Raw genomic sequence first — 20,577 nt, 5'->3', positions numbered from 1 at the left:
CAACTTTGAGTCAAAAATAAGGCAACTATTCTTAACAGACAAAAAGCTTACAATAAAAGCATTTGCGCCTTCTGCCTCTGCCTCCGTACTTCTAACGAATTGTACTAGTCTTACAGTCAGTTTCAAGTCAATCGAATGGCTAGTTCTTTACCCGAACTTAAGGATAGGGAGTGGCGGTGTCGATCTTCAGCGAAAAAGGAGTTAAGGAACGCGATCGCCCGTAGCTTCCAGAGAAACTTGCCCGATGAGCGGTAGCGCACCGGGGGCAGAACACCCCATGCGATCGCACAAACGCTCATCATTCACGTCTTATCAAAAGTCACGAAGCGTGACTAAAGCTAGGAGAAATGACAGATGGGGTGATGGACACGAGTCCCCAGACAACTCAATATAGAATCGACGCGCTCGGTAAGCTGCCCTTGGAGCCATTGGAATATTGCAGAAAATGGATTGATATGTCCCCTGACGAACGGGGCTACAGAAAAGCTTGCATTGCTGCCTTAGCTGAGGCAACAGGGCTTAGCCCCAGAACTATTGGCAATTGGGGACAGAATTTTGAGAGGAGACCCGACTACGTAGCCCACATACTACGCATGGCCGATATGCTCAACCAAATCCGACAAATTGTCTTACCTCCTGACTTTCCTCAAAAATAATTTAGTCGCGATTTGTGACTAAAACTCTTGTACTAAAGACCAAAATTTTTTAACTTGGTTTCTAAACCGGGCACTAATTGGGAAGTACAACTGGAGGTGTTCGCAATCTTTTGAGACTTCCTGCTGCTGTCTGTCACAACTCACGATCGCTAAGGATGCACGCCGGGAGCCATTCCCAAATAAACAATCATCGACTTGACGCCATTCGCCAGTTACCCCTAGAACCAATGGAGTACTGCCGTCGTTGGGTGATTCCACAACCAGGTAAGAACTATCGCAAAGTTTGTATCAATGCTTTGGCAGAAGTTACGGGTATCAGCCCGAAAACCATTAAAGACTGGGGGACAAACTTTCATCGACGACCAAAATACGTTACCCGTATGCTGCGTCAAGCTGACTTGATCAATCAATTCAAACAACTCGTTGTTAATGGAATCATTACCTTACCGCCCGACTTTCCTTGTGAGTAATTGATAGCAACTGCTGTTTAATGCCCAAACTGCAAAGTGAGAATTAAAGTCAACCGCTCACCCGGTTACAATATCTGGATGCAATCTGCCGTTCAAATTGCCGTTGACCTCATTCCCGGTCAATTCCCCAAACAATTCCAAGCTGACAGGCTTACCCATGGCTTTTCCAATCAACTCCAGCAACGCCTTTGTCCGCGCTTGGAAAAATCCTTCAAAGTCATTTCGCCGTAAAGTGGCTGGTTCAATTAAATGCGAGCGCAGCATTTCATCGAGTTTCGCTGCTGATGTTCCTCCTAATTCAAACTGCTTGAGATACTCTGAAGGTGCTTTAGAGCCAATCTTCTTATTCGTTTTTGCACTTAAAGGGGTGTGGTTGACCAAGCAGTTATACTTTTTGGGATCGATACCTTGCTTTTTACACCACGCAACGGGAAATATGTGATGGGAATCAATTTGTTCTTCAAAATAAACCACATCATTGATGGCCTCGCCAGTACTCCAATCAATTGCCCCCTCCCGCCGCAATAAAGCCGATAAACCCTGGTAAAATGCCCCGTATCGCTTCCTCGCACCCAGAAGCCGTTCGACAGAAAAACTGGCTTGAGTAATGGTAGAAGGTAGAGAACCGCCCCCCAGCCAATCCGGCACTTCTATGACATCTCGCCCTGCCTGCATTTCGTGCCAACGGGTATAAATTTCACCAAGCATTCCCGACCACAACCAACGTTCGAGTATGGAGCGCATTTCCGAAGAATGGGAACGCTCCCTCAATACTGTAAAAATGGCACTCAAAGCCACCAGTTGGATGGGGTAAGCCAGATCGTCAGCATCAAAAATTTTTTGCCCGTGTAAAAAACGCGACGCTTCCTCAAAGCCTTTGCTAATGGGGTCAGCCCACGTTTGATATTCTTCTTTCGTCAGTTTTAAAACATCCGAGCGGCTACAAGCGACCGCTGGTAATTTATCCAAATTCCAACCTTGCTTCAAAGCCTCCATCCGCCGACTATAACTAGCCACAAGGGTAACCGCTTGTACAAAATCTGTATTTCTCAGCTTACGCAAAACTCTAAAAGATTGAAAGTAGCTTTCGCGTTGCTTCCAATCATCTCTCAAACTAAAGTCACCAGCACAATAGCTAGAACTCATCAGGTCAAAGTAATTGAGATCGCATCCTGCAGTGTTAGTATCTTCAAATACTTGGCAAACCGCTTCCTTCGGGAGCGAATCGCGCAGCTGAATCACCGGGATTTGGTAATGCTCGAATTTCTTCAGGACTTCTAATTCTAGGGTATCGAGCAGTTCGAGCTTTTGAGCATTGTATTGCCAATGCTTGGAATACTTACTTCTCCACTCAGAAAAGAAAAAGATTTTGGATAGGGGAAACAGGAGTGCATCATACTCTTTTTGCGGCGTTGAACAATCAATAACTTCCCCAGCTTTCAGTCGCATTTTTTTTGATTCCGGTAAGGCAACAATGGCACTGCGACGGTCGATGTTTGAGTCCAAACATTTTTGAATATCGAGGTAGTACCACTTTTTCATCAGTTTGTGGGTTTTTTGGTCTTTAATCGCAACGGGTTCCCCGGAGAGTAATACCATAAACAAAGTCGTGAGGCGTTGTTGACCGTCAAGGATAAGCAAGTTAGGTGTAGGGTACTCCGGAGCAATGACTCCATCCACGAGGCGAGGTTTAAATTGTTGCTGTTGGTTTCCTTGCTGGAGCATCATGACTGCGCCAATCGGATAAGCCAGAGATATACTCGCTAGGACACGACGCACGTGAATGTCATCCCAAACCCAATCTCTTTGAAAATCGGGAAGTTGAATGCGTCCGGTCTTGATGTCCTTCATCATATCAAGAAGAAAATATTTAGTGATATCAAAGGTAGAGATTGAATTCATTTGGTGTTCTACCATTGCTGCCATCATGAATGGTTGGGTACTACAAAGGTGTCAAAGTAAAAAACTTGTGTGGGTGCGATCGCTCACTTGACGAACGGAATATCACCTACAACAGTAAGTCTGTACTCTCAGTCAGCGTAAAGTGGCCCCTGTCTGTAGAGCAAGGGGGTTTGAAGAGAATTGATCGTGACTCGCGACCAATTCTGTATGTGATCGCTTGGGCGCTGCTGATGAATGCAAATCGCTCTGAGTTACTGAAAATCGCATTCAGTTGCGGGGGTTAAAAATCAAAGAGATGAAAAATACGTTGCTGCTGCCAGTCAATAGAGACAATTGCCTTCTTTGAGCGATCGCATAAAGGTGCGGGAATTCTATGAACCTATCCCACTAATAAGATTTGTGCTGGAGAGCTTAAAAATCAAAACGAAAAATAAACCTTTTCAAGCACATTTTACTCCAACAACTTGGCATTTTTAGAATAGTGGGATAGGTTCACATACCTTGGCATCTCTTTCAGAATCAGACATTTGAAAATTTTGATGCTTATAATAGCGTTTTCCAATAACATAATATCGTCAGATGTCGCGATCGCTTGCAGCGGTCTGCTATTGCACGCCCAAAAGCGTAGTTTGACTTCAAGAAACTTGAGCAGCGTTCAGTACTCTCCTAGTATGCGTTGATACCTCTGTTACGAAATCAAGCTCGACGCGAAATTCGTTTGCGTACCTTGCTTTCTCCCAATTTTCGTTACTGGCATTTCGTCACTCTCTTCAATTGCATCTCAAGCATCATACCGGACTCGTAAGAAACCAGGGGTTCATGAGTTTGATAAGCGCTTGATTTTTCATCCACAGACTAGCTCAAATGTCAAAATATCTATGGTAATGCAATAATTTATACAAGATACAACTCTAGATAAATATTTCCGTACTCTCCTGTATGTAGAAGTGTTCTATTAAGAAAACATTAAACTGATATCTATTGATGCCAAAAGGAGCTATAATTCTGGAAAAAAATTGGCTCAAAAACCTATTTTTTGTCTCAAGTTGTTTATCCGAAAAAGAAGCTAGCGTAGCTGAAGCAAATATAAAGTCCGAATTCCCAAAGTAACTTCTTAAGATTAAAATTCATGCTTGACTTGTCAGCAGTCTTTAAAGCCATCCAACCTTTTGCCAGTCCTGCAACAAAAGCCCTGATCCATCAAGCCCAGCGTCACGAAGATGTTATCAAAGTTTTAAAAGAGTTAAGACTTAACCCCACACAACCGCCAAAGGATGTTGATGGTGTTTATGCTTATGCTTTGGTAGAATATGGTGTATATAAACCTGAGGCAATTCTAAAACTGTTTAGAGAAAAAGAGATAAAAGACGCTTTCTGGCAAGCCTACACTTCCAACGAGCCGTTTGGATTCCTAAAGAAAGTAGAACAATTTCTGCATTGGAATCCTTTGGGAGAAGAGATACAAGAAGCTGGAATCACAGTTCGTTCTGAGTTAGAAGAATTTGGCAAAGCCTTTATTAAAGTCGCACAACAGACGAAATCATCAGATTTCCAACCTTATCCGGACTGGCGGCTAGATGAGTATCCAGAAGAATTTAAACCGTTGATAACAGAAAAGATTCGAGCATTTTGCGGTCGTCAGTTTGTTTTTGACTCTTTTGCTCGGTTTTTGCAAAATAAGCCCAACGGTTACTTCACGGTGGTGGGAGATGCAGGAATGGGGAAAAGTGCGATCGCTGCTAAGTATGTCTTTGACTACAAGTCTCCTTGTTATTTTAATGTTCGTGCTGAGGGACGTAATAAACCAGAACAGTTTTTGGAAAGCATTCGCCAACAATTGATTAAGCGCTATCAGTTACAGAATTCGGAAAAAACAGATTTGCCTACTTTACTAGAAAAAGCCAGCAAAACGCTTCTTCCCAATCAACGTTTGATTGTTGTGGTGGATGCTCTTGATGAAGTAGAACAAGAGCAGAAGTCAGGGGATAACCTTCTCTATTTACCTACCACTCTTCCAGAGCAAGTTTATTTTCTGCTGACGAGACGCCCCTATACTGTAGAAACAAAACGGTTGTTTGTATCCCCAGGCGTTCCCGTAGAAGAGCTAGATTTAAGAGCGAGTCAGTACGTGGATTTCAGTTTAAATGATGTGAAAAAATATATTCGCTTTTTTCTTAATGACGATCCGGAACATAAATACGAACTAAAAAAGTGGATTCAATCGTGTAACATCCCTCCTGAAGCGTTTGTTGAGCAAATAGCTCAAAAGAGTCAAAATAATTTTATGTACTTGCGGTATCTTTTACCAGCAATTGCTCGAGGTTTTTACAATGACCTGACTTTACAGCAATTACCCAATGGACTACAGGACTATTATCAACAGCATTGGAAGCTGATGGGGATGAATGAAAAACCCCAGGAAGCAAAGGTGATTATTCTATTTATTCTTGTTGAAGTCGGAATGGCAATTCCTTGTGAAATGATTGCAGGAATTGCAGGGCAAGATGAATATGATGTGCAGTCAGTTTTGGATGAGTGGGTTGAGTATTTGACGAAGCAAGAAATAGAAGGAGAAACCTGCTACAGTATTTATCATGCAAGTTATCTTGACTTTTTGAAAGAAAAACGGGTCTTGAACTCAGAGCGTAAGCTATTTCAAAAAGTGAATGAACGCATTGCTGACTACTTATTGGATACGGAGTAGACAGCCATAATGAAGAACCAACTTAAGAAACCAGCCAAAACCAGTGCTTCTAGCCAAAGAGTTCGCTTGGGAGCCTTATTACCAAATTTGGTGAAGTCAAATAAGCCCGGACATTTGGAGAAGTATTTTCAATTTCTAACCAATTTTCATTTTTTGGCAGACAAAACTCACCATCCTGACTATGGAATTGATGAACTGATTCGTGACTACGATCTGATTCATGCCGATCCAGATGCAATAAATAATCCAGAATATGACACCGAAAAGGTAAAAGCACTGACCTTAATTCAAGGAGCACTGCGATTATCAGCCCATGTTTTATGTAAGGATAAAACACCATTAGCAGGACAATTATTAGGGCGCTTGATGTTATGTGAAGCGCCTGAGATTCAGGTTTTGCTAGGGATGCTAAAACAGCAAAAAGACCCTTGGTTGCGTCCTTTAACCCCTAGCTTAACACCGCCTGGGGGGCGGCTCATCCGCACCCTCACGGGTCATAGCTCCGGGGTTAATGCTCTGGCGCTGACTCCTGATGGCAAACGCGTGATTTCTGCGTCCGATGACAAAACGCTCAAAGTCTGGAATCTGGAAACGGGCAGCCTGGAGTCCACCCTCACGGGTCATAGCTCCGGGGTTAATGCTCTGGCGCTGACTCCTGATGGCAAACGCGTGATTTCTGCGTCCGATGACAAAACGCTCAAAGTCTGGAATCTGGAAACGGGCAGCCTGGAGTCCACCCTCACGGGTCATAGCGACTGGGTTAATGCTCTGGCGCTGACTCCTGATGGCAAACGCGTGATTTCTGCGTCCGATGACAAAACGCTCAAAGTCTGGAATCTGGAAACGGGCAGCCTGGAGTCCACCCTCACGGGTCATAGCGACTGGGTTAATGCTCTGGCGCTGACTCCTGATGGCAAACGCGTGATTTCTGCGTCCGATGACAAAACGCTCAAAGTCTGGAATCTGGAAACGGGCAGCCTGGAGTCCACCCTCACGGGTCATAGCGACTGGGTTAATGCTCTGGCGCTGACTCCTGATGGCAAACGCGTGATTTCTGCGTCATATGACAAAACGCTCAAAGTCTGGAATCTGGAAACGGGGAAAGGAGTTTTCTCTTTGATTAAAAATTTGATCGCTCGAAGGCAACTGCTCACTCTCACCCTCACGGGTCATAGCTCCTGGGTTAATGCTCTGGCGCTGACTCCTGATGGCAAACGCGTGATTTCTGCGTCCGATGACAAAACGCTCAAAGTCTGGAATCTGGAAACGGGCAGCCTGGAGTCCACCCTCACGGGTCATAGCGACTGGGTTAATGCTCTGGCGCTGACTCCTGATGGCAAACGCGTGATTTCTGCGTCATATGACAAAACGCTCAAAGTCTGGAATCTGGAAACGGGCAGCCTGGAGTCCACCCTCACGGGTCATAGCTCCAGGGTTAATGCTCTGGTGCTGACTCCTGATGGCAAACGCGTGATTTCTGCGTCCGATGACTCCACGCTCAAAGTTTGGAATCTGGAAACTAGAGAGATAATTGTGACTTTTGCAGGGGACAATTCTTTGTTTTGTTGTACAGTTGCACTCGATGGGCTTACAATCGCTGTTGGTGATAGTTTGGGGCGGGTGCATTTTTTGCGTATGGAAGGTTTGTCATAAATGATTTAACCCGTGTAACAGATAAGTTAGCTCTGGCGATCGCAAATCAACTGTCTGCGACTTTGGCTACAGATGTTCCTTATTAATATGCTTTAGTTTTCAACGACTATGAGTACCTCGTTACCGCCTCCCAGTCAATACTCGAAAGCATTTCAGCAAGTTGTTCGGGAAAAAAGCCGGAATTTTGTTGGTCGTGACTTTGTTTTTAGAGCTATCGCTGACTTTCTTCAAAATTACAATCGCGGTTATTTCACGATTGTTGGCTATCCCGGTAGCGGTAAAAGTGCTATCCTTGCTCAATATGTAACCCAAAACCCTCAAGTTATCTATTACAATGCTGAAATTGAGGGGAAAAATTGTGCTGGGGAATTTTTCAAGGATGTATATCAACAAATTGTTCCGGTTAAAAATGGCTCCCTACACGCAAAGCACACGTTGCGCGAACAGGAACTCGACACGAACGTTTCTCTACATTCTAGTTTTCACAGTGCTACGGAGGGAAGCGGGCATCTCTCCCTTCTGCTTCAAAGAACGAGCGACCAATTAGAACCGCATCAAAAATTGATTGTTGTTATCGATGCTTTAGATAGAGTAAGTTACAGCGATCAAATTCCGGGTTCAAATATTTTTTATCTTCCCAGATATCTCCCAGAAAAAGTTTACGTGGTTCTTGCTCGCCGTCCTTTCTTGAGAGAAAAATCGGGTTTGTTAATAGAAGCACCATTTGAAACTCTAAATCTCTCGGATTTTCCCGAGCAAAATCGTCAGGACTTATGTCAATACATTCAATATTATCTCTCATTAAGTCCTTCTCTGAAAAAACACGACAATCTAGAAAGTAGCGAAAGGCTCAACTTAAAATCCTGGCTACTTGGTCATCATATATCTGGCGCAGAATTTTGCGATCGCCTAACTGCTGAAAGCGAAAATAATTTTATGTACCTCAGCCAGACAATCAGCAGTATAACTAACAGTTTCTACGCAGAACCTTTGCAACACCATCAATTACCACCTAGTTTGGAAATATATTACCAACAACATTGGGAGAAAATGACCAATGAAGGTTTGTCCGATATTGCATTAGAGGTGCTTCGAGTTTTGACTGCCACAGAACAAGGGATCTCAGTAGAAGCAATTTCCCAAATTCTAGATCGAGATGAATATGATGTAGAGGAAGTCTTAGAAAATTGGTTTGAATTTTTACAAACGCAGCAAATTGGCGAAGAAACTTGTTATAGTTTTTACCATTCTAACTTTCGTAGATGGTTGGGCAAGCAACTGCATACAAGCTAGTACAGCACGGTATAAATAAAGCAACCATTAATAACAAACAAAAAGCTTGCAGTCAAAGCTTTTGCTCCTTCTGCCTGGGTTAGCCTGTGGACGGGGTGCTGCCCTTACGGGTTCGCCAGTTGCCTGCGGAGGGATACCCTCCTACAGCACTGGTCTCACCGACAGTCCCGGTTGAAGCAGGAAGCCAACACAAAAGTCCACATCTGAATAGATATGGGTAGCTTTGGGTAGGTTTTATTTAGCGGTTTACTCAAGACTTAGCAAAAACTGGTGCCACATTAAATGCGATCGCTTTAGTAACACACCTCACATTCTCCAAGTTTAGTTTTCATATCAATGTCCTCAAGCACGAGCATTTCGAGCCGCTTTGACATTTTAAAAGCTGACAGCAAAATTATCCCGTGCCAGCAGCCAGACAAGGCTTGTCGCTAACGACGCTTTTGACACTTCACCATCTTAGCAAAAGACAAAAAACAATGCGAGCATTCTCCTTTTTCCCAATCAGCAGGAATGGGGAATGGTGTCTGACAGTTTGTGCATTTTGTTAATAAGCGCAACTGATGGCGATCGCACTTCATTTTGTCCTTAAACTGCCACTCGATCCGGTGATAAGGTGACTCTGCATAGCAAGCCGCACATAATCGAATGGGTCGAGGCATCATTGTGACACCTTTAGTGGGTAGCATCTCTCTTAATTTCTCAACCTCCACTTGAATCACTTGTGCTAATGCCTCTAGTTCTTGTTGAGTGGGAAATGGGTTGAAGTACAACTTTTCCCATCGAGTCAGAACAGACCCAAGACCCGCAATTTTTCCTAGAGCATATCCTGAAGGAAGGCTGTTAGCCTTAAATCGACGAAGCCGTCCCAAATAATGACTGATGCTTTCACCTGGGTGTGGTTCAACATAGCCCAACCTTAGACGAATTTCATCATCTTCAATCATTTCTATTTTTGTTTTCAATGGGAACGTATTTTGTTCCATAACGACTTGCGATTTTTTCTAAAATGCTTTCATCAACTTTACCAAATCCCTTTTTAAGAGAATGTAAAACTGCTTTAGTTAGTATCTTGACTAAAATTCCTATTTTCCCACCTGTACTCTCAGCTAAAATTGCAAATATGTTACCCTCACTTAACTTAGACGCTTCTGGAAGAGATAAAATATCCAATTCAATTGTCTTTAATGTTTTTATAAAATCATCATGTTCCAATCGTTCAAACTCATATAACGTTGGAAAGTTAGTCAACAAATCAAAATCTTCTAAAATATCATCTAACTCCTTACCTCCAACTAAGACAATAGGAACATGGCATTCTTCAAAAAGTTGCTTTAAATCTAAGAGCGCCTCTTTTTGAAGATTTTCAGCATTATCAACAATGACCAATTCTAATCCAAATAGTTCAAGACTACCAGCTAATCTTGGACGTAAATCCTGTCGTTTACCTGTTGATGCAGCATGGTTAATATCCTTTAAGATTTGTGAAAATAGACGTTTAGAACTCGATGCCGACCAAGCCTTTACATAAGAAACTCGTTTTTTATCCTCATTACGATAGTGAAGCACTGCTCGGCTTTTGCCTACATTTCTTGGTCCAATGATCCGACCGCATTGTTTCAGGATACGCAGCTCATCTAACCATCTGAAACATTCTGAAGACCGATCGGTTGTGATAAAATTAATTCTGAAAAGCTCCTCAATATCAATAGTTTTAGCAATTTGAGCTTTGCTATCTAACTCTGGAGGTAAGACTTCGACAAATGGTTGGGTTGCCAGTTGAGATATCGCCATAAATCACCAAATATTCTTTAAATTTTTTTTACGGTCAGAGACAACTAACTTATGTCTCTCCTGTTTTTGAGTATCGGTCTGTGCTAACAGATTTTCCTCATATTTCAGTTCTGTCTTCTCCGGCTTTAGTTCGTCCCTAGAAACTCTCTCTGGTAAAATTTCCTGTCGGTCATCTTTACTTGAAGAACTCGAAGCTCTACTTTTGCGTAGTTCAATAACATTTGAGTTTTTCTTGGAAGCAGTGCGGAGACGTTTTTGCTCTGATTGCCTTTTTGCTTTCTTGTCTTGTTTTCTTTCTTCTACAAGTTCTTTGCGTTTACCCAATGCTAATAAAGCATCATAGTTGTAATGATCGCTACGAGCTTTACTTCGTTCTTTATTGAGAGTTTTCAATTCTTCTATACTCAAGTCATGAGTATCCATGTTTATAGCGTGAGCATAGCCCAAGAACTCTTCTGCATTATCATCAGCTTCGCAACTATAGACATATAAAGTCAGGACATGGTCGGGATCGTATCTTAGGGTGACGTATTCACCTCTATATGCCTTAAGAGCTTCTCCTCGATAAATTAGGTTTTCAAACTGTATGCTACCATGAGCTTGAACAACTCGTTGTGCTTCTTTCATCAAACAAATATCCAATTCTCGCTCGTCCAAAGGTTCGGGTAATTTTCCCCCCATACCTTTAAACCAGCGTTCAAATCTCGTGTTGCGAGGCTCCTTGGGATAGGGTTCGTGGTTATAAATATCACAAAAGAAGCTAGCTAGAATTTTATCCAAATCCTGTATTGTTAAACAGGCTTCTTTCTCTGCATTTTTCGGGCGTTCTTGAACGTTTGCCCCCGTGTAACCGGGAAGCTCTTTAAGAACTTGAGTATTAATGGTTTTAAAAAGACGTTCTACAATTCCACCTTGGGGCGGGCGATTGCGTAGTTCGCACTGAAATCCTAATTTCTTACCAATGGCTTTTAGATGCTTTGAATTAAAATCTTTTCCACCATCAGTAAAAAAATATTGAAAAGGAGGTCCATATATTTCCCAAACTTTGCCAAGTTTGTAGTCCTCAGGATAATTTTTGGGTAGAATGGCGTGTCTTAAGGCAAGAGCTACCTCCGTAGAACCTGGTTGTTTGATCCATAAATGAAAACCAAGAATGCAACTTGAATAAGTATCGACAACAGTAGTTAGCCAAGGACGGTCAGACAATAAACTGCCATGACTATCAACTATATGAATATCCAGCTCGGTATGGTCGCATTGGATAATTTGGTTACTAAAGTCAGCCTTCAGTAGCTGACCATCTCGCGTGACAACGGTCAGCCAAGATCCCGAACCCGGATTTCTAACTTTTTTCTTCCGCGTGTGTTGCTCGATTAAAGGAGCTAAATTTCTATAGATGGTGGCTGGATGGGGATAATCTCCTGGTTTCAGTCCGAGGTCAACGATCGCGTGTCGCTTCACTTCCCGCACGACAGCTGCTGGCAACATTGGATGTTTATCTTTCAGACTTTTTTCATAAGTTGTTTTAATATAATCTTCCCAATATTGGCTGATGCGAAGTTTCCCCTTATCTGAGCGTTGTACTCCCGCTGTCTCTGATAACTCACCATTATGATATTGCTTGAGGAGACGCTCCACCTGCCGAGTAGAAACACCAAGGGTATCTACGACTGCCTGTTTTCTCTGAGATTTAATAGTAATGTTGGGGGATTCAGCGAACCACTTGATAAGATTAAATCTCAGTTTATGCTTATCCGATGTTTGCAGAATAATTTGGGATGGGTCTACCACAAAATGACTCTTGTCAAGCACAATAACATCTGGAGCTTGCGTCAATTCCTCAGTGAACTCAAATTCTTCGTCTAACATTGGAGTGAAAACCACTGATTAACACTTTAGGTACTAAAGTACCACTAATGTGGCAAAAATGCGACATCTAATTTGCGAAACAGGCAAATCTTAATAAACGACATTTAATTTGCGAAAATAGGATTTGCGACATCTAATTTGCGAAACAGGCAAATTACTCAGTTTTATGGATAAATAGCTTGTAAGTCCTACGCAATAAAGATCTCAGCTATTAGAAGTAATTGCGACACTAATTTGCGAATTGCGACATATAATTTGCGAATGTACACCAACCCCAAGCATTACCTCTCGATGCTACCCCCTCTCAAGCACTCACCTGGGTGACGCAAAGTTATCTCCCTTACCGTCGTTGGGAAGTCATCCACCAATCTCTGGAAAGCAGAACGAGCGAACTCTAAAAAATCTATTTAAGAAAAAGTTTTTTGTCTGTAAAATGTCTGCAAAACACCTTTAAAAGTTACCTAAAGATTCTCAATCGTTTTAAAATTAAGTAATCAGTCAAAGTTTAAAAATTTTGGGTAACTTTAAAAAATAATTCTCTAATAAATATGAGAAGTAAAAAGGGTGAAGTATCTATCAGTTTAAGAAATGGCAACTATCAGCTTTACTGGAGATATAAAGGAGAAAAGTTTTACTTATCTCCAGGACTATCGGAATCCAAAGTTAATGCGATCGCAGTTGAAAAACTTGCCAATCAAATTAAACTAGATATAATATTTGAGAACTTTGACGAAACGTTAAAAAAATATAAACCAGAGAAAACGGTTGAGAAAGTTAACAAAGCTAAGAAAGAATTAGATATAGATTCACGGCTGGAAAACTATTTTACTGTTCGTGGAATCAAATCCAAAGGCACTAAAGATGTCTATTTAGCTGTCGTTAAACGTTATAAAAGTTTCTTTTATGGCAAGAAAGAACCTAATTTAACAGATTTACAGAAATTTTTAGAACATTTAAAAAATGAAGGTTTGAGTCTAGTAACAATTAAATCTTATCTTATTAAACTTGCAGCAGTGTTTGATAATACCGAACCATGGAAAATCATTAAAAAGCAAATTAAACCAAATCCTGTACAACCGAAACCTTTCACTAAAGAAGAAGTTTTTAGTATTATAGAGAACTGTCCAGAACATTATAGAAACTTTGTAAAATTTCTATTTTATAGTGGTTGCCGAATAGGTGAAGCTATTAATTTAAAATGGGAAAATGTTACCGAAGATTTTTCGTCAGTTTGGATACTTGCAGATAAAACTAAAAAAGCTCGAAAATTAATTTTAACTGAAGAATTAAAAGCTGTTATACGCGATTCCAAAGATAAAGCTAAATCTAATATTTATGTTTTTACTGCTAAGACTCGGAAATCCGAACAAGTAAGCAGAAAATATTTCTGTGATTATATTTGGAAACCTTTGCTAATCAAACTGAATATTAGTTATCGTAAGCCTTACTATACTAGAGCGACCATGATAAGTCATTCTCTAGAGGCTGGCTTAAGTCCTCTAAAGCTGGCAAAAATCACTGGTCATAGTCAAAGTACTATGTGGAATCACTACTATGCTGATTTAGGCATTGAAAATAAGATTCCTGATATTTTCAACCAAGAATAAAACAAAATTTTTAATATTTTTTTAAAAAATATAACCAAGCTTTTGTAATACTTTGTTAAGAAAATGGTATTACAAAAGCTTTTACTTTTATATTTAATTTTAGTTAATTTAATGATTTTCTATGCCAAAGAAAAGAAGAAGAACACAAGTTACTAATCAATTGTTAAGTTGTTTTGTCACTCCTAAAGAGAAAGCCCTAATTTTAAAAGCTATGCCTGAAGAAGAGAGTATGTCTAATTTTTTAAGAAAAATAATTATGCTTCAAGTAAAACTGAAATTGAAAAGAGATTTAAGAGCAAATAAACATCAAAGTAATGATAATGAAATAGATGAAAGTAATAATGATTCCTTAACATAATCCAATTTTTGAAAACTGAGTTTTCAAAAATTGGAAGAAATTACAAAACAATTTAAATTATTTTTTATCATGCCTAAAAATTCTCTATTTAAAGAAGTACCCTGGGAAGATTGTGTTGATGTTAAAGACGTTAAAAACATTTTAGGTAAAGGTTTCAGTGAAAGCACTATTAAACGATGGATTTACGAAGGTAAACTATTACAAGGAAAACACTTTTACCGAATGCCAGGTAAAACAGGAAGAATAAAAGTAAGCATCACTATGCTTAAAAAGTTTATTGAGGAAGAAAACTCTTAATGAATTTAGTTTTTTTTTCAGAATAATAATAATGAATGCAAAACACACTGGTTGCTAAAAAATAAGTAAACCTTAAGCAAAGTCTACTGATAAACAATCTTTGATTAATTTTGAGAAATTCCCAACTTTTCTAACAATTCTTTAGATTTCTCGAATGCAGCGATCGCATCCGCTTTTTGTTTTTCGACTGCCCAATCATTACATCTAGATTTAAGATTTTCAGCAGCTATTTCAAAATCTGAAATTTTCAATTCTCCAATCTTCCCTACATAAGTAGTGAAAGTCTTACCTTTAGAATGCTTGGAAGCGTTAATGTAATCATTATTTACTATTGAGCAAGAAATTATTATTTCTTCCGAGCTAACATATGAAAAATTTCTATTATTTTCTAAAAAATTACCAAATTTATCCTGACTTAGCAAGTTTAAAGTTTCTTGGTAACTTAATCTAACTGATTTGCGCTTTTTCATAAAATTTGTCTTATTTTTTTGACTTTTAGCTTATAGTTTGATAATAACACTTATTTATAAGATTATCAATTAATTATATAAAATTTGAAAACTCAGTTTTTAAAATTAGTCTGAGTTAGCCAAAGATTAATCAAATTTTTTAAATAAAAAATCATCCCTGAATGAGATGATTTTCAAAAATGATTTTAACTAAAATCTTTGGTTTTTGGAAAGTTGTAAAGCTTGACTTCTTTAGGTTCGAGGTCTTTAACGCCTTTAATCTTTAGCAGAGCTTTACCACTGCTTACAGCCTGACCGTTATCGGTAGTGGTTGCAATACAATCAACCCTGGGAGCACTGTTAATCATTTCAGAAAATCCTTTTAACTTACTGCTAATAGAAGTTTGATTGTCACTATGGGCAGTTAGACAAACTGTAAAACCCCATTTTCTAATGTTTGTTAAACACTGTTTTAGAAATGTTGCAAAACTTTCTGCATTAATTCCCCAGGCTTCATAAGTGTTTGATTCCATTAGAAATATTGCAACTTTACCTTCTCTGCCCGATTTATCATTCAATGTATTCAAATATTCATCTTCATCTAATCCTTTCTCCATTATTTCAGATTGTCTTTCTTTTACCCAGAATGGAAAGTTAACAAAAAATTCAGTAATCTCTTGATGATTTGTAATAACTTCTACACCCTTCCAAACATTAGGATTAGTTTCGGGATTTATACAAATTATATGCCAATCAGCATCTTTAATCAATCGAATCATGAATCTTTCTAAAGTGCTTTTACCACTGCCTTGAGCACCAGAAAGAATCCTAAAAGGAAGATTCAAAAGTTGATTAATCCATTGATACTCAGGAGTTAATTCAAATTTTTTATCAGTATTTTTATAATCATTTTTCAAAGTTTTACCTAGCTTTTCTCTCTTATCAATATGTTCAGCAGATTTAGTTTTTAGCTCTTCAGTTTTTTCTACGATTTGTTCTTTTGTTAAATCAAATTTTAGATTATCCAAAATTTCACTTTTATCTAATACTTGTTGCAAATGCTCAAGTTCTCCTTGAGATCGCATACTAACTATTTCTTTAGCAATGATTTTTTCTGCTTTAAATTCTTTAGTTTTGCTAACGATTCTTCTACGGTGATAACCTATTACCCAGTTTTCGTAAGCTTTGGTAGCAAACTTCTCTAATTCAGTAGAAAATTCTAATTCTAATTGTGATGCTTTTTGTTTTTGAAAATAATAGGCAAATAACAAACTTGTTAATGTTCCTCCAGCAAATAGAGGAATGTAAGGATTGGTTGCAGGGAGTTCACGAAAGATTATGGATTTTTTGATAGTTTTTAACCATTTTGTCTCGAATCCATCCAATCCTTGAGCATAATTTTTAATATCATAAAAATTTTTCAAGACTACCAAATCAACATCTTCTTCACATCTTCCAGTTACTTTTGAAGCTTCTGAAGGCGCAAAACATATTTGCAATCTATCAAATTGTGTTCCAGCCTGTGATGCTAAATGACAACTGCCAGCGATGATTAAAGCTAAAACGGCTTTATTTTTAAAAAGAAAATTCATAATTATTTAGGTCTTTTGGGAACAAAGTAAAATGCAGCAATTGCGAGAGCTATAGAAGCTATTACGCCAACACTCCCAGGAATTGTTGTAGGTTGGTTATTACCTTCATATTGTTGTATTTGGGAATCAATTACTTCATAAGTTCTTTCAGTCATGGATTTTAGAGTGTAATAATTAGCTAGAACTCCGTAAGCTAAAAAACCAGCACCTAAAGCTTTAAAAATAAAAGATAAAGGTTTTTGCATATTCTGTAACTCCAAACCATTGTTATAATTAGCATTAAATCCGTCTAAATCCGAAACACTGGGAATCATGGCAATAATTACTACTGAAACAGCAATAATCATAGGGGATATACTTAAGGTTAATAAAGTTTTTCCAGTAAAATAAGCAGCACTAAGATAAGCGTAATTTTTAATTCTTTCAGCATGGTTGTTTTCTTTTTCTATTCTTTTTTTATAATTATCTGAAAATTCTTTTATCTGTTCTTCTACGTGGTCAGGATATTTTGTATCTATATCATCAGAGTTATCAGAAGAAAAAAAAGGTAACATAGTTTTTAATACTTTATTTTTTATAGCAACCACTTGTGTCAGACGCTAGTGGTTGCATTTTTTTTTCAATTTTGAAAACTCAGTTTTCAAAAATTTATCGAACAATTCCTAATCTTTGAGCAATTCTCATTACAGGATTTTGACTTGCCCCTAAATAGTTTTTTCTATTAATCAAGGTAGGTTGGGATTTTTCACCATACTCTAAATAATGATCGCCTAATTCGTATTGATAATCCATGTCCTCTTGCATTTGTTTTAATGCAGGACGTACCATTTGCTGTTTGAGTCTATCCTGATGTTCTACTTCTTGGAATTCATTATCAATTTCGGCTCTCATTGAAATGAAGCCCATTTGATTTTCATGTCTTCTATTTTCAAAAAGCTGTTGAGCAATGCTTTCAGCCTCTATTTCAGAAATTCCATGATTGTATTTAGTTTCGTTAAGAACTGCTTGAGCTTCTGCTTTAGTAACGGTTAAGCCGTATTTTTGTCCCTCACTGATAAGTTCTCCAATAGCCTGGTTATAGTCACGTTGAGCAGTAATGATACTTTTCCACTGTTCCTTTACAGATGGTAAGAAGTGATTGATTAAATCTGCTTGTCTAGCAGTTTCCCCTAATTCTTTCAATGCTTCTGGATTGCCTTGTAGTTGAGAATCAAGGACTTCCAACGATAGACCTAAATCTCTCTGTAACCTGTTGCCGATATTCCCGCTTCTTTTGCTCACGAAGTCTTTGATTCTCATTTTGTTCTTTCTCCCAGTTATCGTTTTTTTCTTTAGAAGATTCTAAACTTTCTTCGGGGCATACTAAATAAAATCTAGAATCTTCCCAGTGTTGCTGATATCTGCAATCTTTTTTAGAAATATCTGGATAAAGTTTTTCGTATTGATTCCTTATCCAGATAAAATGTGATGCAACCATGTATAAAGGAATAGAAAAGAGAGTTAAAGATATTAAAAATATTAAAAGTTTTCCAAATATCGTTAACTCTCCTTTGATCTCCTCTGTTTCTTTAGTTAAGCTTGAATTCTGCGAGTCTTGTGTCAAAGTTGCTGAGGAGGTTTTGAAATCGCTCTGTTCTTTTTTCAGCCTCCACTATTGATTTTTCTTTGTAATCATTAACAACCTCAGTATAAAAATTACTGTTTTCTTCATTGCTCTTTTGCATTTGAATAGCTAGAAAATTTCTAACTTTTTCATCAATGGCTTGCTTGATTTGTAGAACTTCAGCCGCAGAACTTAATTGATTATTAGCATATTCAATAATCAATTCTTCTCTTAATTCGTTTGGTGCCGATTCCAGAATATGCTGAACGATTGGTTTATTCTGAGTAGTGTTTGCTGGCACGTTGGAAACTTCATTTTGAACGGAAAGAGCAGATTCGTTATTCATTAAAGATTCTCCTTGGATTTCATTAGTGTTTACTTCATCTTCAGTTTTGAAAACTGAGTTTTCAAAATCTTTTATTGGTTCAATTGTACTATTGGTGTTACATCAATTGAAATTTGAGAAGATTGTTTATTGATTAGGTAATCAACTCCTGCTTTTATTTGGTCAGTGGTTGGATTTTCCAGGTCAATGATTCCTAAATGTTTTGCGGCTTCTAGATAATCGTTCTTTACGAATCCTGAATAGCCTTGTTTGGTTAATCTGGATTTAACGTTGTTGTAAAACTTTGACATTTTTTAAGCTCCTCTTAAAACGATTGCGTTAACTTCAACGGTTGCTGATTTTACTTTTTGTAGTTGCTTTAACTGGATGCATTTTGAAGCCTGAAAAGCAACTAAAGCTAAATCCTTAACTGCATAATATTTATCGGCTTTGTAAGGACATTCAGCCTTGGTAAACCATTTATAAATGGTTTTCTTTGAAACTTTTAAATCTAATCTCTTTGATAAATCTTCTAGGAATTCTGCACAAGTAATACTTCTTTCTTGTTTGTAGTAATACTGAAAAATATCCCAGGAATCATTGAAGGTATTATCGCTGATTCTAAAATTTCTAGTAGATTTTTTTAAGTTGGCAAAAAGCTTAACTAAGGTTTCTGAATTTTTCCCTAATATTTCAAAACTAAAATGTTTTTTCAATTGGGATACGACTCTATACCAAGTTATATCTGAAATTTTGCAACCTAATATTTTTTCGTAAATCTCCTTCAATCTTCTGTATTCTTTTTGATAATTTTTTGTCGTCATTTTTGATACGTCAATTCTTTCGACCACACTTTTATTATAACACAGGAGAACCAAATAGAACCAAATAGAACCAAAGCTTTTTATTAGTTATTCTTATAACTTTTTTCTGAGATAATTGGTTAAGGTTCTAAAAGGTTCTATAAAGGTTGTAAAAGATGACTTATAAAGGAAAACACTTTAGTATTACTTTAGATTCAGAGTTATACGAAAAAATTAAAACTTTGGCTAAAAAAGAAAAGCGATCCATGAGCCAGATGATTGCTTATCTTTGCGAAATTGCTCTAAATAAAGAAGATGAAAATACTGAAAGTAAAAATCACAATACTTAGCGATTTTACTTAAGTATAAGTTTTTAAAAGCACATTTCAGGTCATTCTACGTTCTAGCTATAGCCAGATATGGCGACAGAAGCTTCTTGATATAGCTAGATATGGCGACAAAAGCTTCTGATATAGCAGAAACGTAGACAAAATTTATAAATCATCTCCGTACAAGAGGCTGGAACCATTGTCACACAAGGCAGAAACCTTTGTAGGGGTATGGCGACAAGCTAAGATTCTAGGGGGTTTTTCAACGTTTTTAACTAGGTTCTTGAAATTTTCCACTTATTAAGCGAGTAAGCTATGTGCTAGAAAATACATACAAGCTTAACAATTGAGTATTTGAAAAGGTAGGTAACTGGTGTTTACTGAATTGATTAGTTAAGTTTATAAAAATAAAATTTTTAATTATTTAAAATAATTAATTATCTTATAAGATTATTTGTCAATCTTATAAAAGCACTGTACTATAAAAGCATAGAAATAAAACAAACGGATTAGCAACCATGAAATACATAATCGAGAAAGAAAAAAGTAATACTGGATTAGTATTCTCTATAACTCCTGACGCAGACGTTTATTATTACAATTTAGAGCTTCATTCTGCAATAAATCAAACTCTAATCAAATTAGAGAAGTACGACCTGTTAGAAGATGAAATTGTTGAAGAACATTATTTATCTCTGGAAAACTTGAAATTCTCCAAAAAAATCGGAAAGCGATTGAAGAACGTAATCTTAAGACTTATAGAAAAATATTCCACAATTTCAGTAGAGTGAAGAATAATCCCCGAAATATCTCTACTACTTCAGGGATTCTCGAAATAAAACAAACTGCTTGAAGTTTATCTAGCTTCAAGCAGTT

23 protein-coding genes are annotated in these 20,577 nt (G+C 38.0%); 10 read left to right on the top strand and 13 right to left on the bottom strand.

Features of this window, described 5'->3' with window-relative positions; genetic code table 11:
• Positions 1 to 122: 122 nt before the first annotated feature.
• Positions 123 to 302, bottom strand: a complete 180-nt coding sequence (locus WA1_RS55280) for a hypothetical protein (protein WP_148662753.1) — start codon at positions 300 to 302, stop codon at positions 123 to 125.
• A gap of 45 nt (positions 303 to 347) precedes the next feature.
• Here WA1_RS55280 and WA1_RS24050 point away from each other — a divergent pair, with 45 nt between their 5' ends.
• Positions 348 to 656, top strand: a complete 309-nt coding sequence (locus tag WA1_RS24050; RefSeq protein WP_017739989.1) for a hypothetical protein — start codon at positions 348 to 350, stop codon at positions 654 to 656.
• 77 nt (positions 657 to 733) lie between these two features.
• A complete protein-coding gene (locus tag WA1_RS24045) occupies positions 734 to 1,126 on the top strand; it encodes a hypothetical protein (RefSeq protein ID WP_419183594.1) in 393 nt (130 codons plus the stop codon).
• 57 nt (positions 1,127 to 1,183) lie between these two features.
• Here WA1_RS24045 and WA1_RS24040 read toward each other — a convergent pair whose 3' ends face one another.
• Positions 1,184 to 3,028, bottom strand: a complete 1,845-nt coding sequence (locus tag WA1_RS24040; RefSeq protein ID WP_272819211.1) for a GmrSD restriction endonuclease domain-containing protein — start codon at positions 3,026 to 3,028, stop codon at positions 1,184 to 1,186.
• Between the two features lie 1,129 nt (positions 3,029 to 4,157).
• Here WA1_RS24040 and WA1_RS24030 point away from each other — a divergent pair.
• The 3 genes from WA1_RS24030 (at position 4,158) to WA1_RS24020 (ending at position 8,678) form a co-directional block, all read left to right on the top strand.
• Positions 4,158 to 5,732, top strand: coding sequence for a P-loop domain-containing protein (locus WA1_RS24030; protein ID WP_017739994.1), 1,575 nt, complete (start codon positions 4,158 to 4,160; stop codon positions 5,730 to 5,732).
• A gap of 9 nt (positions 5,733 to 5,741) precedes the next feature.
• Positions 5,742 to 7,385 carry a WD40 repeat domain-containing protein gene (locus WA1_RS24025; protein ID WP_066613000.1) on the top strand — a complete coding sequence of 548 codons (1,644 nt, stop codon included), beginning with the start codon at positions 5,742 to 5,744 and terminating at the stop codon, positions 7,383 to 7,385.
• Positions 7,386 to 7,493: 108 nt separating this feature from the next.
• Complete coding sequence (locus tag WA1_RS24020; protein WP_017739996.1) at positions 7,494 to 8,678, top strand: ATP-binding protein; 1,185 nt, start codon at positions 7,494 to 7,496, stop codon at positions 8,676 to 8,678.
• Positions 8,679 to 9,106: 428 nt separating this feature from the next.
• Here the strand turns inward: WA1_RS24020 and WA1_RS24015 are convergent, their stop codons facing one another.
• Genes WA1_RS24015 through WA1_RS24005 form a run of 3 tightly spaced genes read right to left on the bottom strand, consistent with a single transcriptional unit; the run spans position 9,107 to position 12,338 of the window.
• On the bottom strand, positions 9,107 to 9,622 hold the full coding sequence (locus WA1_RS24015; RefSeq protein ID WP_017739997.1) for a TniQ family protein: 516 nt from the start codon (positions 9,620 to 9,622) through the stop codon (positions 9,107 to 9,109).
• A complete protein-coding gene (locus WA1_RS24010) occupies positions 9,615 to 10,469 on the bottom strand; it encodes an AAA family ATPase (protein WP_017739998.1) in 855 nt (284 codons plus the stop codon). The genes WA1_RS24015 and WA1_RS24010 overlap by 8 nt, the downstream gene beginning before the upstream one ends.
• A 3-nt stretch (positions 10,470 to 10,472) precedes the next feature.
• Positions 10,473 to 12,338 (bottom strand): Mu transposase C-terminal domain-containing protein, encoded by a 1,866-nt coding sequence (locus WA1_RS24005; RefSeq protein WP_017739999.1) that lies wholly within the window; start codon positions 12,336 to 12,338, stop codon positions 10,473 to 10,475.
• 548 nt (positions 12,339 to 12,886) lie between these two features.
• On the opposite strand from WA1_RS24005, the gene WA1_RS24000 reads away from it, so the two are divergent.
• From WA1_RS24000 to WA1_RS23995, 3 genes are all read left to right on the top strand, one after another.
• A complete protein-coding gene (locus tag WA1_RS24000) occupies positions 12,887 to 13,945 on the top strand; it encodes a tyrosine-type recombinase/integrase (protein ID WP_017740000.1) in 1,059 nt (352 codons plus the stop codon).
• A 121-nt stretch (positions 13,946 to 14,066) separates the two neighbouring features.
• Complete coding sequence (locus WA1_RS55275) at positions 14,067 to 14,303, top strand: hypothetical protein (RefSeq protein WP_026134315.1); 237 nt, start codon at positions 14,067 to 14,069, stop codon at positions 14,301 to 14,303.
• A 30-nt stretch (positions 14,304 to 14,333) separates the two neighbouring features.
• The gene (locus WA1_RS23995; RefSeq protein WP_026134316.1) at positions 14,334 to 14,600 is read left to right on the top strand and encodes a hypothetical protein; all 267 of its coding nucleotides are present in this window, start codon (positions 14,334 to 14,336) and stop codon (positions 14,598 to 14,600) included.
• A 104-nt stretch (positions 14,601 to 14,704) separates the two neighbouring features.
• Here WA1_RS23995 and WA1_RS23990 read toward each other — a convergent pair whose 3' ends face one another.
• The 8 genes from WA1_RS23990 to WA1_RS23955 all read right to left on the bottom strand — a co-directional run bounded on the left by WA1_RS23990 (position 14,705) and on the right by WA1_RS23955 (position 19,393).
• Positions 14,705 to 15,070: a hypothetical protein gene (locus WA1_RS23990; protein WP_017740003.1), complete on the bottom strand. Its 366-nt coding sequence runs from the start codon at positions 15,068 to 15,070 to the stop codon at positions 14,705 to 14,707.
• 185 nt (positions 15,071 to 15,255) lie between these two features.
• Positions 15,256 to 16,641 (bottom strand): hypothetical protein, encoded by a 1,386-nt coding sequence (locus WA1_RS23985; protein ID WP_017740004.1) that lies wholly within the window; start codon positions 16,639 to 16,641, stop codon positions 15,256 to 15,258.
• 2 nt (positions 16,642 to 16,643) lie between these two features.
• Positions 16,644 to 17,228, bottom strand: a complete 585-nt coding sequence (locus WA1_RS23980) for a hypothetical protein (RefSeq protein WP_148662751.1) — start codon at positions 17,226 to 17,228, stop codon at positions 16,644 to 16,646.
• A 61-nt stretch (positions 17,229 to 17,289) separates the two neighbouring features.
• Positions 17,290 to 17,865: a hypothetical protein gene (locus WA1_RS23975; RefSeq protein ID WP_017740006.1), complete on the bottom strand. Its 576-nt coding sequence runs from the start codon at positions 17,863 to 17,865 to the stop codon at positions 17,290 to 17,292.
• Entirely contained in the window at positions 17,852 to 18,244 is a 393-nt protein-coding gene (locus tag WA1_RS23970; protein WP_017740007.1) for a hypothetical protein, read from the bottom strand. The genes WA1_RS23975 and WA1_RS23970 overlap by 14 nt, the downstream gene beginning before the upstream one ends.
• The gene (locus WA1_RS23965) at positions 18,210 to 18,590 is read right to left on the bottom strand and encodes a hypothetical protein (RefSeq protein WP_017740008.1); all 381 of its coding nucleotides are present in this window, start codon (positions 18,588 to 18,590) and stop codon (positions 18,210 to 18,212) included. The genes WA1_RS23970 and WA1_RS23965 overlap by 35 nt, the downstream gene beginning before the upstream one ends.
• 71 nt (positions 18,591 to 18,661) lie before the next feature.
• Positions 18,662 to 18,880, bottom strand: a complete 219-nt coding sequence (locus tag WA1_RS23960) for a hypothetical protein (RefSeq protein WP_017740009.1) — start codon at positions 18,878 to 18,880, stop codon at positions 18,662 to 18,664.
• A gap of 3 nt (positions 18,881 to 18,883) precedes the next feature.
• The gene (locus WA1_RS23955; protein ID WP_017740010.1) at positions 18,884 to 19,393 is read right to left on the bottom strand and encodes a hypothetical protein; all 510 of its coding nucleotides are present in this window, start codon (positions 19,391 to 19,393) and stop codon (positions 18,884 to 18,886) included.
• 155 nt (positions 19,394 to 19,548) lie between these two features.
• On the opposite strand from WA1_RS23955, the gene WA1_RS53150 reads away from it, so the two are divergent.
• Complete coding sequence (locus WA1_RS53150; protein WP_017740011.1) at positions 19,549 to 19,722, top strand: ribbon-helix-helix domain-containing protein; 174 nt, start codon at positions 19,549 to 19,551, stop codon at positions 19,720 to 19,722.
• A 497-nt stretch (positions 19,723 to 20,219) separates the two neighbouring features.
• Positions 20,220 to 20,492 carry a hypothetical protein gene (locus tag WA1_RS23950; protein WP_017740012.1) on the top strand — a complete coding sequence of 91 codons (273 nt, stop codon included), beginning with the start codon at positions 20,220 to 20,222 and terminating at the stop codon, positions 20,490 to 20,492.
• Positions 20,493 to 20,577 lie beyond the last annotated feature (85 nt).

This window comes from Scytonema hofmannii PCC 7110 (genome assembly GCF_000346485.2).
Lineage (GTDB): Bacteria > Cyanobacteriota > Cyanobacteriia > Cyanobacteriales > Nostocaceae > Scytonema > Scytonema hofmannii.
The sequence above is the reverse complement of the archived record's forward strand: the minus strand, read 5'-3'. Positions and strand labels throughout refer to the sequence as shown.